We start from the raw sequence: 14201 nt of genomic DNA on the forward strand, positions 1-14201 counted from the left end.
TCTACCATAAATAGAAGAAAGCAAAAATAAACACCCACACCAAATCCACGAAGTGCCAATAAAGCCCGGCTATCTCGACGTTCTGATAGTTTCCGGAGCGCTCATAATCTCCCCGCATTACTTTCATCGCCACAATGCTTAGATAGATAGCGCCGATTGACACATGCAGGCCGTGGAAACCGGTAATCATGAAAAAGCTGGCACCAAATTGCGCCGCCCCCATGGGGTTCCCCCAGGGGCGCACCCCTTCTGAGATGAGCTTGCTCCATTCAAATGCCTGCATGCCGACGAAGGTCACCCCCAAGGCAGCGGTTGCCAGCATCAGGGCAGTGGTTTTCGCGCGATCACGGCGATAGGCGTAATTGACGGCCATGGCCATGGTGCCGCTGCTACTGATCAGCACAAAGGTCATGATGGCGATCAGAATCAGCGGGATTTCCTTACCGCCGATCGTCAATGCAAACACTTCACTGGGGTTCGGCCAGGCATCGGTGATGGTCATGCGGACCGACATGTAGCCGGTTAAAAAGCAGGTGAAGATAAACGTATCGCTGAGCAGGAATATCCACATCATCGCCTTGCCCCAGGGGATTTGCTTGAAAGCGTCTTTATCCGAGGACCAGTCGCTGGCGATGCCCTGCCATCCCGGCGCAGGCAGCGGACCTGTTGAATCGGACTCGACTGGGGCTTGTGGATGCGATGCCATGGCTTTTCACCTCAGGCCGCAGAATCTGGCGATGGCTTCATAGGTTTCTGGCGTGCTGGTCAGCAGCGCGAACAGCACGAACCAAAGACCCAACAAGTAGTGCCAATAGATGGCACAGAGCTCTACGCTGGCGCTGAGTTGCGGCAACGGCACATGACGCCAGAATTTAGCCACGGTCCTGCCCCAGGCAATCAACCCGCCCAACAGGTGGAGGCCGTGCACGCCGGTCAACAAGTAGAAGAAACTGTTGGCCGGATTGCCGGCGACAAAGTAGCCCCAGGTGACAAACTGCTGCCAGACCCAAAGTTGCCCCCCCAGAAACGCAATGGCAAATCCTCCCCCCACTACAAAGCCAATGACCGTTGCGTCCATTCGAGCCCGGCGGGCGGCCATGCGCGACCACTGCAGTGCGATGCAACTCAATACCAGAAAAGCCGAATTCACCCACAGCTGCCAAGGATTGGCCAGCGGCGCCATGGGTTCTGTCAGGGGCAGCCAGTCGGCCATTTGTGACCGGGCGATAAAGGCCAGCAGGAAGAGAAAGAATAACGAGCTCACCACGCCCAGAAACAAGCGCAGGCCTGTTTTTGCGATTTGGTTTCTATCGGCGCCCTGGGCCGACTGAACACCTTCAGGGTCGCGATTCCAACTGCCGCCGGGGTCAGCGCCGTCGGCATTTCTCAATAGCAGTCTGTTCATGTCTTAACGTCCGCTATCTTGGTTCCGCCGAGTTGCCGCATTTGCTCCAGTTCCTCGGCGGAGACCGTTTGCGGCACGAAATCCTGCTCTATCCCTGGCACGCTGTAGTCATAGGCCCAGCGATGCACCACTGGCAGCTTCGCTCCCCAGTTACCGTGTACCGGTGGGGTGTCCGGCGTTTGCCATTCCAGACTGGCCGCGCCCCAGGGGTTACTGCCTGCGGGTTTACCTTTAAATACACTCCAGGCCATGTTGAACACGAACAGCAATTGAGAAACTCCGACGGCCAATGCGACCACCGTAATGAAGGCATTCAACTCTTGCGCCGACTGCGGAATGAAGGCGTAGTTGTCATAGGCGTAGTACCGACGAGGCATCCCCTGGAAGCCCAGATAGTGCATCGGGAAGAAAATGGCGTAGGTGCCCAGAAAAGTTATCCAGAAATGCAACTTACCCAGGGTGTCGTTAAACATGCGCCCGGTGACTTTCGGGAACCAATGATAAATACCGCCGAACACCACCAGTACCGGTGCGACCCCCATGACCATATGAAAATGGGCGACGACGAAATAGGTGTCCGAGAGCGGAATATCCACAATCACATTGCCGAGGAACAACCCGGTCAGACCGCCGACCAGGAAGGTGACGATAAAGGCCAGGGCAAACAGCATCGGCACGGTCAGATGGATGTCGCCCCGCCACAGGGTCAGCACCCAGTTGTAGACTTTCAGTGCAGTCGGCACCGCGATGATCAAGGTGGTGACGGCGAAGAAAAAGCCAAAGTACGGGTTCATTCCGCTGACATACATATGGTGCGCCCAGACCACAAAGCTGAGTACGCCAATCGCAATAATGGCCCACACCATCATTCGGTAGCCGAAGATATTCTTACGCGCATGCGTGCTGATCAGGTCGGAGACCAGGCCAAACGCAGGGAGCGCAACGATGTAGACCTCCGGGTGGCCGAAGAACCAGAACAGGTGCTGGAACAATATCGGGCTGCCACCCTGGTGATCGAGCTGCTGCCCCAGCGAGATCATCGCCGGCATGAAGAAGCTGGTGCCCAACAGCTTGTCGAACAGCATCATGACCGCACTGACGAACAACGCAGGGAAAGCCAGCAAGGCCATGATCGAGGCCATGAAGATTCCCCATACGGAGAGCGGCATGCGAAACAACGTCATGCCGTGCGTGCGCGCCTGCAACACCGTGGTGACGTAGTTCAACCCGCCCATGGTGGCGGCGACGATAAAAATCGCCAGTGAGACGAGCATCAGGACGATGCCCCACTCGACCCCTGGTGTCCCCTGACTAATGGACTGTGGCGGATAAAGCGTCCAGCCCGAACCGGCGGGGCCGCCAGGGACAAAGAAGCTGGCGAGCAACACCACTACCGCCAACAGGTAGAACCAGTAACTCAGCATGTTGACATAGGGGAAGACCATGTCGCGGGCGCCCACCATCAGTGGGATCAGATAGTTGCCGAAGCCCCCCAGGAACAAGGCCGTCAGCAAGTAAATGACCATGATCATGCCGTGCATGGTCATCGCCTGATAGTAAGCACTGGCGTCCATGAACGCCAAACTGCCGGGGAAGCCTATCTGCATGCGCATCAAGCCGGACAACACCACGGCGATAACACCTACGAACAGAGCCGTCAGGGAGTATTGAATGGCTATGACCTTGTGGTCCTGACTCCAGATGTATTTGGTCAGGAAACTTTTAGGCTCGTGCAGTGCTTCTGTTTCGGCTTGCTCCGCATAGGCCATCACGTCATCCTCCTGTCGAAGTTTCGGTGCATTCCTGGCTGCTTACGGCTACTTCCCTGACTGCGCCTTGCTCGCATCAGCGTCGGCGTTGGCTTTGGATTTGATAAAGGCGATCAGTGCGTTCAACTCCTGATCACTCGGGGTAAAGGCCGGCATGACGGCTGCATAGCCTTTGACGATTTTGGCGCTGGGATTAAGAATCGAATCCTTTATGTAGCCCTCATCGGCCTTGATACTCGTACCGTCGGCAAAGGTTACGGTCTCGCCATACAGGCCCTGCCAGCTGGGGCCGACACCCTTGCTGCCATCGACACTGTGGCAGGCCAGACAGCCGAGCGACTCGGACAGCCGCTGCCCCTGGGTCGCCAAGTCGTCACCCCTGTCCAGCTTTTCGCTGGCAGAAGGTTCTTGCTGCGCGGCACCCAGTGATTTGATCAGGGCGACGACAGCAGCCAGTTCATCGTCATTGAGAGTATAGGCCACCATGACCGGCGGGTAGCCCTGTACCAGGCGGGCCTGCGGATTGAGGATCGACTCTTTCAGGTAAGCCTCATCGACCAGCGCACTGGTGCCATCGGCAAACTGTTCAGTGCGACCGTACAGCCCCTTCCATCCCGGGCCGAGACGGGTACTGCCATCTTGGCTATGGCAGGCACTGCAGCCGTATTGTTCGACCAACTGGCGACCTTTTTCCAGTACGCTGTCCTGACTGGGTTTGGCAACTGTGGCTAATGTCTGGGCAAAGGTCGGCTGGCCGCTCAGCCATTGATCGAAGGCGCCCTGCTCCTCCACGATCATCTGGCCGCGCATGTTGTAATGACCTACGCCACAAAACTCAGCGCAAAGGACTTCATATTTCCCGGTTTTGGTTGGGGTAAACCAAAAGTACGACACCATCCCTGGCACCATGTCCATCTTGCTACGGATTTGCGGGATATAGAAGTTGTGCAACACATCTTTGGAACGCAGTAAAACTTTTACCGGTTTATTCAGTGGAAGTCTGATTTCATTATTTTTTATAAGTACATCGTCCTGCCCAGCGGGATCCTTGGGATCAACGCCGAGGGGATTGGTGGCATCGACAAATTTGATATCCGATTTGCCCAACTTTCCGTCCTGGCCGGGAAAACGATAGGCCCACTGCCACTGCTGGGAGACTACTTCAAGTTCATAAGCCTCTTTCGGCACCCGGATGAAATCATTGTAGACAACCAGGCCCGGCGCCAACATCGCGGCGATACCGATCGAGGTCACTACAATCAACCAGAACTCCAACCTTTTACTTTCGGGCTGGTAGTGCGCCCTGGAACCTTCCTTATGGCGATAACGCATCACGGCGACTGCCATGAACACCGTAATGGCGATGAAAAATATTCCGCTAATGATCAGGGTAATGAAAAGCGTGGTGTCTATTGATCCCCAGTTGGAAGCGGGCGGTGCTGCATGCCAAGGCGCTAGTACATGAAAGAGCACTGAGGCAATAACGATTAGAATCAAGACAATTGCTATCGCCATTTTCTCTTCATCCTATTCCTGTTGCTCATTGGTTATGCGCAAGCATCGCCACTGACGTCCAGGCAGGGCAGGCAACTACCACCCGTGGTGCCAAAACCAGTAAAAAGTATAGGTCGGCAAGCGAGATCCGGCTGGTAGCTATACTCAATTGCAGATTTCCAGCAGCCCCGATGGAGGATTCGTCATGAGTAACCTGACGCTCGAAGGCAGGTGCAAACCCAACCCCGACCAACCATCCGACCCGATAGGCGAGATCCATTTTTACGTCGACGGCCCCCTCCATCTACGCCTGGAGGAAGCGGAAGAACGCCTGCAGAAGACCCCTGAGCTGAAAGAACTCATGGTCGATGTCGACATGGACACATTGAACCTGGTGTTGCCAGAGGAGTACGGCCCCCTGTCCGACTGTCAAATGCGCGTCTATTTGCACTTCGAGCGCGGTCAGTTCCATCTGGTCGGACACCGGGCGAGCGATGGCAGCCTGATCTATTCCAACGTGGTCCTGATTGATCAGCTGATTGATTGAAACGGCGGATCTGGAATCAAGACTTTGGATCGTCGTCCTTCCAGGGCGCCGACAGATAGCGCGTGCGGTTGAAGGTCTCCAGCCATTCCGGGCAGAACACCACCAGCGCACTGACCACCATGCCGTTGATGAACGCCTCGGGAAAAATGATCAGCCACAGGTAACCGACAAAATCTTCCAGCCAGTACGGCATGGCAAAACGCTCGTCGTACCACAACAACGTCAGCGCTAGCACCAGGCACAGCAACGCTGAAAGGGCTGCGGCGAAGAACCCGGAAACGAAGATGTACACGAAGGGATTTCGTGGCTGCGCGCGCTCCACCAGAATCGCACAGCATTCGGTGATCAACACCGGCAACAAAATGAACAGCGTGCCATTGACCCCCATGGCCATCAGGTCCTGACGGCCCAGCAGCACCAGACCTGCTTGCGCCACCAGACCGCCGACGATCGCCAGCGGCCAGTCCAGCAACAGCGTCACCGCGGTCATGCCGATGAAGTGATAGGACACGCCGGTATCGAAATCCCGCCGCACCAGCCACAACGCAAACAGCGCAAACACCGTACCGAACAGTAAATGCTGGCGACGCCTGTCGCTGAACAGCTCGACCCAGGACACTCGCGCAACGGCCCAGATCAGCACCGGCACATAGATCAGCCACCCCACCGTGAGGGTTTCGGATGACAGTAACTCGGCGCCGATCATGGCGGGGCACACTCCCTTGGCTTGCCGAAAGAGAACAGGCCCTCAGTCTACACCGCCCTCTGCCCGCCCTTCGACTTCACGCCCAATGCCGTGGGTCGTTCATCACTGCTTCATGCTCAGCGAACAACCTGGGTAACTCGGCCTTGAGAAAGTCCACCCACGTGCGGACCTTGGCATCGAGAAAGCGTCGCGACGGATACAGCGCATAAACATTGCGCTGACGCGGGCGGTAGTTCGGCAGCAAGCGCAACAAGGTGCCGTCGCTCAGGGGCCGCGTCGCGGTGTAGAACGGCAGCAGGCTGATGCCCATGCCGGCCTCCGAAGCCTTGACCATCGACTCGGCAACGTTGCACTGAAAGGTCCTGGCCGGGCTGACGGCATGCTCGCCCGCTTCGTCCTGGAACAGCCATTGATCGCTGTACAACGGGTCGAGCATCCGCAAACACTGGTGATCGTTCAGCGCCAGCGGATTGTCTGGTACACCCCGGCGTTGCAGGTACTCCGGGGAAGCGCAGGGCACGCTGTAGATTTGACCGATGGCCTGGGCGACCAATTGCGAATCGGCCAGTTCGTGGGCAATCGAAATGACGACATCGTGTCCTTCTTCCAAAGGATCCGGATTGCGCTGCGACAGGGTCAGTTCGAATACCACATCGGGATAAAGCTCGCTGTAGCGGGCAATCAGCGGCGTGATCAACACCCCCAGGCCGTTCATGCTGTGCACCCGCAACCGACCGCTTGGCTTGAGATGGGCACCGCGAGCCTCCGCGGTCGCCTCCTCCATTTCTTCGAGTATCAGCCGACTGCGCAACAGGAAGCGCTCGCCGGCCTCGGTCAAGCTCAAGCGGCGCGTGGTGCGTTGCAGCAGGCGCGCTTGCACATGCTGCTCCAGGTCGGCAACCAGGCGCGAGACTTGCGCGGTGGACAATTCCAGCGCGTCGGCGGCGGCGGTGAAACTTGCGCAGTCCACGACACGGACGAACACGCGCAAGTTGTTAAGCAAATCCATGAGTCCTCCAGGGTGGGTGACTGTTACGTTTAATGTAAGGCTGTATCAGGCGTTGGGCCCTTTTTCGGTTGCGGGCAAAGACTAGAATTCAGGTATCGGAATCAACGCGGAGTACAGAAAAATGAAAACCTTGATCAGCCTGTTCCTGACCCTCTTCGCCACCTCGGCCATGGCCGCTGACAACGAGCCCCTCGCTGTCTTGTACAACCCGGCACAGCCGCTGGACATCGCCAAGGTGGTGTCTGTGTCGAACACCGCGACTTCATGCGGGGTTGTACCGGCAACCATGGTGTATGTCGATCATCAGGGCCAGACCCGCCGCGTGACGTACAACGTCATCGGTGATTGCACCAGCAGCCTGTAATCTGCCGCTGCACTCAGAGCAGTGTCCAGGTGTAACTGAGGATCAAGCGGTTTTCATCGATATCACTGCGGTAGTTGGAACGCGCCATCGCATTGCGTACACGGATACCAAGGCCTTTGAGACTGCCGCTCTGCAGCACATAGCCGATATCCAGGTCACGCTCGCGGTCCTTGCCTTCGTAGCCTTTGCCGGTGTCGACGTTGTTGCCCGAGATGTAGCGCACGGTGCTGGTCAGACCCGGCACGCCGAGGGCCGCAAAGTCATAGTCATAGCGTGCCTGCCAGGAGCGCTCATCGGTGTACGCGAACTCGTAGGTCGGCACTTCGTTGCCCAGCGGTGAGATGTTGGCAAACACCCGCGGGAACGCGCTGTCGCCGAACATACCCTGATAACCGAGATAAAACGTGTGACCGCCACGCTTGGCCGACAGAAGCGAGAAGAACGCCTGGTTGTCGATATTGCCCAGCAGCTTTTTGCCGTCCTCGCGCGAATCGAAGTAGCCGAGGTTTGCCCCCAATATCCAGTCACCCATCGGCTGGTTGTGCTTGAAACCCAGGAAACGCTGGTTGTAGATATCTTCCAGTTGCCCGAACCAGGCGCTCACCGAGCTGCGTTTATCGTTAAAGGCGTAATCGGCCCCGGCAAAATTGAAGCCATCACTGCTGACCTGACGTTGCGGTACGTGACCGAGCATGGCCTGCATTTTTTCGTCACCGGCCTCGTTGCGCAGGCTGGTCGTATTCAAATGACCGGCCTGCAGTGTCAGGCCATTGATCTCATTGGAGCTGATGCTCGCACCCTGATAGCTGGGCGGTAGCAGTCGGATATCACTGAACACCAGCACCGGCAGGTTGGGCTGCAGCTCACCGGCCTTCAGTTCGGTTTTGGAGTAGCGCACTTTCAACGCGCCCTCCAGACGGCTGTAATTGTTCGCCGCGCGCCCGTCATCCTGTACGGGCAGCAAACCGGTATTGACCCGATCCGGGCTGCTGTCGAGCTTGAGGCCGAGCAGGCCGATCACATCCACACCGAAACCGACTGTCCCTTGGGTGTAACCCGATTTAACGTTGAGGATGAATCCCTGCGCCCATTCTTCGGCCTTCGATTGTTGATTGGCCCCGACGATGTCGGAAAAGTCCCGGCTGAAGTAGTAATTGCGTGCCTGCAAGGTGGCCGTGGTGTCTTCGATGAAACCGCCCTCGGCGGCCGTAGCGCCGGAGGAGAAACTCGAGACGACAGCCATGGACAACACTAAACCGGTTGTTGGAAGAATCTGTTTCATCGTTTTTTCTCTTATTTTTATTGATCGACAGGTTGAAGTGCTTCAGCAGTGGACTCACTGCGAGAGACGCAGTGACGGGCGCTCAACATCAAGTGGGTGGCCATGCCGAAAATCAGTCCCCAAAAAGCCGCGGACAACCCAAACAGCGACATGCCCGAGGCGGTGGTAAGAAAGGTCACCAGCGCGGCTTCGCGATCACTGGGCACCGCCATCGCGCCCGCCAGCGCTCCGGCAATCGCAGCGAACAACGCCAGCCCGGCGAGGGCCGCGATCAGTTCCTTGGGGAATGCGGAAAACAGTGAGACCAGGGTGGCGCCGAAGATCCCCAGCACCAGGTAACACAGGCCACCCACCACCCCGGCCACATAGCGCTTGCCGGGATCTTCGTGGGCCTCGCGGCCAGTGCAAATGGCCGCGGTAATCGCCGCCAGATTCAGCCCGTGGCAACCGAACGGCGCCAACAGTGCCGTGCCCAGTGCGCTGCTGGCGATGATCGGGCCGGATGGCGTGGCGTAGCCGCTGGCGCGCAATACCGCCATGCCGGGAACGAACTGGCCGGTCAGCGCCACCATTACCAGTGGCAAGGCGATGTTCAGCGTTGCGCTGAGGCTGAACGCCGGGGTGATCCACACCGGCGTGGCCAAACCGATGACCAACGCCTCGCGATGCAGATCACCGGCGAGCAAAGCCATCGAGCAGCCCACCAGCAGGACCATCAGCACCGCATAACGCGGCATCAGCCGTTTGCAGATCAGGTACGTGGCAAACATCGCCAGCACCAGCAACGGCTTACCCTGCAACGAGACGAACAACCCGGTGCCGAAGCTGAACAGAATCCCCGCCAGCATCGCCGCCGCAACCGCTGCCGGCAGCTTGCCGATGATCCGGTCAAACGCCCCCGACACCCCGACCAGGAAAATGATCAGGCTGCTGACCAGGTAAGCACCCACCGCTTCCGGCATGGAAATCCCTGGCAACAACGCCACCAGCAACGCCGAACCGGGCGCCGACCACGCGATGATCACCGGCACGCGGTATCGCAAACTCAGACCGATGCCGAGCACGGCGCTGCCGATGGAAATCGCCCAGACCCACGACGACAGCACTTCCCGCGACAGGTGTGCGGCCTCGGCGGCCTGGAAAATAATCACCAACGGACCTGCGTAGGAAATCACTGTGGCGATGAATCCGGCGACGGCCGCAGACAGGGAAAAGTCGCGCATCAAGGTTTTCATGAAGCCTCGCCGACAGCTCCGTCAGACGAGCCCTGCTGCGCGCCTGATAGTGGTTGTCGGGCACTGCGCCGACTGCTAATGGCGAACACCGTCATGGCGACGGCGGCAATCGCACCGGGCAAGGCAAACGCCATGAAGTTCAGTTGCAGCGGCAGGCTGATCCCGAGCAAGGCACCACCCAGCAATGGTCCGACGATCGCACCGTTGCGACCGATGCCAGAAGCCCAGCCCAGACCGGTAGAGCGGATGTTCATGGAGTAGAACTGGGCGGCGCAGGCGTACAGCAGAATTTGCGAGCCGATGGTGGTGGCGCCAGCGATGGCGATCAGCAGGTACAACACCGGCATCGGGCTGTTGAAGCCCAACAGGGTGATCGACACCGCCGACATGGCGAAGAATACCGATAGCACTCGCGGCAGGTTGAGCTTGTCACCCAGCACACCGCCGCCGACTGCACCGAAGATCGCCCCGAAGTTCAGCACCAGCAGGAACGACAGGCTCGAACCCAGGCTGTACCCGGCGTTGGCCATCAGTTTGGGCAGCCAGGAACTCAAGGCGTAGACCATCAGCAGGCAGCAGAAAAACGCCAGCCACAACATCAACGTGCGCAGTGCACGGCCCTCGCGGAACAACTGCAACACCGGGGTGCCGGTGCCCTTCACTTCACTCATGTGCAACTGATCATCGGTTTGTGCGACGTAGGTCGGGTCGATCCGCTGGAGAATGTTGCGGGCTTCTTCATTGCGCCCCTGGCGCAGCATGAAACCCACCGACTCGGGCAGGAAGTACATGATCAGCGGCAACAGCAGCAATGGCAGGACCGCCACGTAAAACACCGACTGCCAGCCAAAACTCGGGATCAGCACGATACCCAGCCCGGCGGACAGCATGCCGCCCACCGAGTAGCCGCTGAACATGATCGCCACCAGGGTGCTGCGGATTTTTTTCGGCGCGTATTCGTTCATCAACGCCACGACATTGGGCATCACGCCACCAATGCCCAGGCCGGCAATGAAGCGACAAAGACCAAACTCGGTGGGGTTTCGGGCGAACCCGTTGAGCACGGTGAAACCACTGAAGAGCATCACGCAGATGGTGATGGCTTTCTTGCGGCCGATCCTGTCCGACAGCGGACCGAAGAACAGCGCGCCGAACATCATGCCGAACAGTGCATAGCTGCCCAGTGCACCCGCTTGCAGAGGACTGAGCCCCCACTCTTTCATCAGCATCGGCAAGACCACGCCGTAGATCACCAGATCGTAACCGTCGAAAATGATGATCAGGGCACACCAGAACAGCACCATCCAGTGAAAGCGGTTGAACCGAGCGTTGTCGATAGCCTCATGTACGTCGATCTTGCGCATGGCATTCATCTCTTGTTGTTGTTTTAAGGCGCAGCGGTAGCACGGCTCACGTCCGTACAGCCGAGGGTAGAGTCATCAGGCGCGGGTCAATATCCGCATTGCGCAGACCACTATCCGTTTTGTGCAGCGCCCTGAACCGGGCTCGGAGGCGCGAGGATTTGCCCTTCTCCGACAAATTGTCTTCTTTGCAATCACATTTGGACGCTAAGCTTGGGCGTATGGATGATTCAGATTACCTACGCCTGCTGACCATTGCGGCCGAGCAAGCCAACGCGTTCCTGTCCAATGCCCGCAAATGGGAGCGTGAGCGTTGGGTCTGCCAACGCCTGCTGCAAGGCCTGAACATTCCCTACCGTGCCGACGAATTCGCCCCGGCCGGGGAACCGCCGGACGTGTTGTTTCGCGACGCCAGTTTCGAGGTGTTCTTCGTGCTCGACGAGGGCCGACGCCTCAATGATGAATGGCGCGACGAACTGCAGCGGCGGCGTAGCGCGTTCTCCCTGAGCCAGCTGGTACGGCGCGAAGCCAAGCCCCGGCGCATACCGGCCAACGAGTTCTTGCTACGGCTGGCGCCGACCTTGCGCAAAAAAGCGCACAACTACAAAGAACGCGGCATGGATCTGGGCGAGCTGGACATTATTGCCTTCGCCAGCCTCAAGCGCGAAGTGCTGGACCTCAACAGTCATTTCCCGCCGCCCACCGAATACCTGCGCCAGGGCTGGCGCTCGCTGTCACTGGTGGGCCCGACCTTCGCCCGTGTGCTGTTCGCACATCCCGATGCGCCGGATTTCCTGCGCAGTAACCTGGGACGCAGCATCGTGTTCGACGTCGGGATCAGCCTGTGAGCCCATTGCAGGAACTGCTTGCCGAAGTCCCGCAAACCGGCCGCGTGCGCTGGATTGGCGTACGTCCGGAGCGTCACGTACCGATGATCGAACTGGATGCCGTGGAAGCGCGACTGGAGGCCGGCTTGACTGGCGATCGTGCCCGACCCGGCGTACGCAATGCGCGGCAGGTGACGCTGATTCAGTGGGAGCATCTGGCGGTGATCAGTTCGCTGATGAGCCGCCCGGACGATCAACCAGTCAAGCCTGAAGATTTGCGGCGCAATCTGGTTATCAGTGGGATCAATCTGTTCAGCCTCAAGGGCCGGCGCTTCCGGATCGGCCAGGCGATTTTCGAAACCACTGGCTGGTGCCAGCCCTGCGCACGTCTGCAACACAACCTGGGGCCCGGGACGTTTCAGGCCGTGCGCGGACATGGCGGAATCACCGCCCGGGTGTTACAAAGTGGCATCATTCGACTGGACGATACGGTGAGCGTCGAGCCCATTCCGGACAGCGGCTATGCTCCGTTCAACGTTCGTTGAGTCTGCCTGTAGCTTCTTCACCTTCAGCAACGTCTACCTGACGAGGCCTTTATGACCAGCCGCCTGAACCCCGAAGACCAAAAGCATGTCGAAAAGTACCTGCAATTATCCCAACACCGAGTCGAGCGCCGGCCTTTCCGGCCGTGGATGCTCCTGGTGATGGTGCTGGCAGTGACCATTGGTTTGGGCCTGTTGAGCCGACTTATCAGTTACCTGACGCTATGAGCTGCTTCGCGCTCGCTTGGGTAACCACACCTATTTCCTTTAGCCTTGCGAGTTATCCCCATGTCCCATCGTATTGTTATTGTCGGCGGCGGCGCCGGCGGTCTGGAGTTGGCTACCCGTCTGGGTAAGACTCTGGGCAAGCGCGGCACGGCCAGCGTGATGCTGGTCGACGCGAACCTGACCCACATCTGGAAACCGCTGTTGCATGAAGTCGCGGCCGGGTCGCTGAACTCGTCCGAAGACGAACTCAACTATGTTGCCCAGGCCAAATGGAACCACTTCGAGTTCCAGCTGGGGCGCATGAGCGGGCTTGATCGCGCCAACAAAAAAATCCAGTTGGCCGCCACTTATGATGAAGCCGGGCTGGAACTGGTGCCCGCCCGGGAAGTGCCTTACGACTCGCTGGTGATCTCCGTCGGCAGCACCACCAACGATTTCGGCACCCAGGGCGCGGCGCAACACTGCCTGTTCCTGGATACGCGCAAACAGGCCGAGCGCTTCCATCAGCAGCTGCTCAACCACTACCTGCGCGCCCACGCGGGGCAGACCGACAAGGTCGAGCAGATCAGCGTCGCCATCGTCGGTGCCGGTGCCACCGGGGTCGAACTGGCCGCCGAACTGCATAACGCCGCCCATGAACTGGCGGCTTATGGCCTGGATCGGATCAAACCGGAAAACATGCACATCACCCTGATCGAAGCCGGACCACGGGTCCTCCCGGCCCTGCCCGAGCGAATCGGCGGACCTGTGCATAAAACCCTGGAAAAACTCGGGGTCAACGTCATGACCAACGCCGCAGTCAGCGAAGTGACGGCCGACAGCCTGATCACCGCGGATGGCAAAGTGATTAACGCCAGCCTGAAAGTCTGGGCCGCCGGGATTCGTGCACCAGGGTTCCTCAAGGACATCGATGGCCTGGAAACCAACCGCATCAATCAACTGCAAGTGCTGCCGACCCTGCAAACCACCCGTGACGAGAACATCTTCGCCTTCGGTGACTGCGCGGCTTGCCCGCAACCGGGCACTGATCGCAATGTGCCGCCTCGCGCCCAGGCTGCGCATCAACAAGCTTCGTTGCTGGCCAAATCGCTGAAACTGCGGATCGAAGGCAAGCCTTTACCTTCGTACAAGTACACCGACTACGGGTCGCTGATCTCGCTGTCGCGTTTTTCGGCTGTGGGTAACTTGATGGGTAACCTGACCGGTAGCGTAATGCTGGAAGGCTGGCTGGCGCGGATGTTTTACGTGTCGCTGTACCGCATGCACCAGATGGCCCTGTACGGACCGTTTCGCACGGCGATGCTGATGCTGGGCAGCAAGATCGGGCGTGGGACTGAGCCACGACTGAAGCTTCACTGATGTAAAAACCTGTGGGAGCGAGCCTGCTCGCGAAAGCGGTGGGTCAGTCAACATAAATGTCGGCTGACCCGGC

15 protein-coding genes are annotated in these 14201 nt (G+C 58.6%); 6 read left to right on the forward strand and 9 right to left on the reverse strand.

The window, feature by feature from the left end; translation table 11 throughout:
• Nucleotide 1: 1 nt before the first annotated feature.
• From ACA054_RS27745 to ACA054_RS27760, 4 genes are read right to left on the reverse strand one after another with little or no spacing between them, the layout of a single operon-like run.
• Nucleotides 2–706 carry a heme-copper oxidase subunit III family protein gene (locus ACA054_RS27745; protein ID WP_497687047.1) on the reverse strand — a complete coding sequence of 235 codons (705 nt, stop codon included), beginning with the start codon at nt 704–706 and terminating at the stop codon, nt 2–4.
• 6 nt (nt 707–712) lie between these two features.
• Nucleotides 713–1405 (reverse strand): cytochrome c oxidase subunit 3, encoded by a 693-nt coding sequence (locus ACA054_RS27750; protein WP_497687048.1) that lies wholly within the window; start codon nt 1403–1405, stop codon nt 713–715.
• A complete protein-coding gene (ctaD, locus tag ACA054_RS27755; RefSeq protein WP_497690385.1) occupies nt 1402–3174 on the reverse strand; it encodes a cytochrome c oxidase subunit I in 1773 nt (590 codons plus the stop codon). Before ctaD ends, ACA054_RS27750 begins: the two co-directional genes overlap by 4 nt.
• A 48-nt stretch (nt 3175–3222) precedes the next feature.
• Nucleotides 3223–4689: a cytochrome c oxidase subunit II gene (locus tag ACA054_RS27760; protein ID WP_497687049.1), complete on the reverse strand. Its 1467-nt coding sequence runs from the start codon at nt 4687–4689 to the stop codon at nt 3223–3225.
• Nucleotides 4690–4873: 184 nt separating this feature from the next.
• On the opposite strand from ACA054_RS27760, the gene ACA054_RS27765 reads away from it, so the two are divergent.
• Nucleotides 4874–5215 (forward strand): hypothetical protein, encoded by a 342-nt coding sequence (locus ACA054_RS27765; RefSeq protein ID WP_497687050.1) that lies wholly within the window; start codon nt 4874–4876, stop codon nt 5213–5215.
• A 16-nt stretch (nt 5216–5231) separates the two neighbouring features.
• Here ACA054_RS27765 and ACA054_RS27770 read toward each other — a convergent pair whose 3' ends face one another.
• Together ACA054_RS27770 and ACA054_RS27775 are read right to left on the reverse strand one after the other, a co-directional pair.
• A complete protein-coding gene (locus ACA054_RS27770) occupies nt 5232–5921 on the reverse strand; it encodes an energy-coupling factor ABC transporter permease (RefSeq protein WP_497687051.1) in 690 nt (229 codons plus the stop codon).
• A gap of 76 nt (nt 5922–5997) precedes the next feature.
• On the reverse strand, nt 5998–6930 hold the full coding sequence (locus tag ACA054_RS27775; RefSeq protein WP_497687052.1) for a LysR family transcriptional regulator: 933 nt from the start codon (nt 6928–6930) through the stop codon (nt 5998–6000).
• A gap of 121 nt (nt 6931–7051) precedes the next feature.
• Here ACA054_RS27775 and ACA054_RS27780 point away from each other — a divergent pair, with 121 nt between their 5' ends.
• On the forward strand, nt 7052–7294 hold the full coding sequence (locus ACA054_RS27780; protein ID WP_497687053.1) for a DUF2790 domain-containing protein: 243 nt from the start codon (nt 7052–7054) through the stop codon (nt 7292–7294).
• A gap of 13 nt (nt 7295–7307) precedes the next feature.
• Here ACA054_RS27780 and ACA054_RS27785 read toward each other — a convergent pair whose 3' ends face one another.
• From ACA054_RS27785 to ACA054_RS27795, 3 genes are read right to left on the reverse strand one after another with little or no spacing between them, the layout of a single operon-like run.
• The gene (locus ACA054_RS27785) at nt 7308–8576 is read right to left on the reverse strand and encodes an OprD family porin (protein ID WP_497687054.1); all 1269 of its coding nucleotides are present in this window, start codon (nt 8574–8576) and stop codon (nt 7308–7310) included.
• A 17-nt stretch (nt 8577–8593) separates the two neighbouring features.
• On the reverse strand, nt 8594–9811 hold the full coding sequence (locus ACA054_RS27790) for a benzoate/H(+) symporter BenE family transporter (RefSeq protein ID WP_497687055.1): 1218 nt from the start codon (nt 9809–9811) through the stop codon (nt 8594–8596).
• Nucleotides 9808–11175 carry an aromatic acid/H+ symport family MFS transporter gene (locus ACA054_RS27795; protein WP_497687056.1) on the reverse strand — a complete coding sequence of 456 codons (1368 nt, stop codon included), beginning with the start codon at nt 11173–11175 and terminating at the stop codon, nt 9808–9810. Before ACA054_RS27795 ends, ACA054_RS27790 begins: the two co-directional genes overlap by 4 nt.
• Before the next feature lie 218 nt (nt 11176–11393).
• Here ACA054_RS27795 and ACA054_RS27800 point away from each other — a divergent pair, with 218 nt between their 5' ends.
• Genes ACA054_RS27800 through ACA054_RS27815 form a run of 4 tightly spaced genes read left to right on the forward strand, consistent with a single transcriptional unit; the run spans nt 11394 to nt 14128 of the window.
• On the forward strand, nt 11394–12020 hold the full coding sequence (locus ACA054_RS27800) for a DUF1780 domain-containing protein (protein WP_007970534.1): 627 nt from the start codon (nt 11394–11396) through the stop codon (nt 12018–12020).
• Nucleotides 12017–12544: an MOSC domain-containing protein gene (locus ACA054_RS27805; RefSeq protein WP_497687057.1), complete on the forward strand. Its 528-nt coding sequence runs from the start codon at nt 12017–12019 to the stop codon at nt 12542–12544. Before ACA054_RS27800 ends, ACA054_RS27805 begins: the two co-directional genes overlap by 4 nt.
• A 51-nt stretch (nt 12545–12595) precedes the next feature.
• Nucleotides 12596–12769, forward strand: a complete 174-nt coding sequence (locus ACA054_RS27810) for a DUF3094 domain-containing protein (RefSeq protein WP_497687058.1) — start codon at nt 12596–12598, stop codon at nt 12767–12769.
• A 60-nt stretch (nt 12770–12829) separates the two neighbouring features.
• Nucleotides 12830–14128 carry an NAD(P)/FAD-dependent oxidoreductase gene (locus tag ACA054_RS27815; RefSeq protein WP_497687059.1) on the forward strand — a complete coding sequence of 433 codons (1299 nt, stop codon included), beginning with the start codon at nt 12830–12832 and terminating at the stop codon, nt 14126–14128.
• The last annotated feature ends 73 nt before the right edge of the window (nt 14129–14201 follow it).

It is taken from the genome of Pseudomonas sp. LBUM1653 (assembly GCF_059716115.1).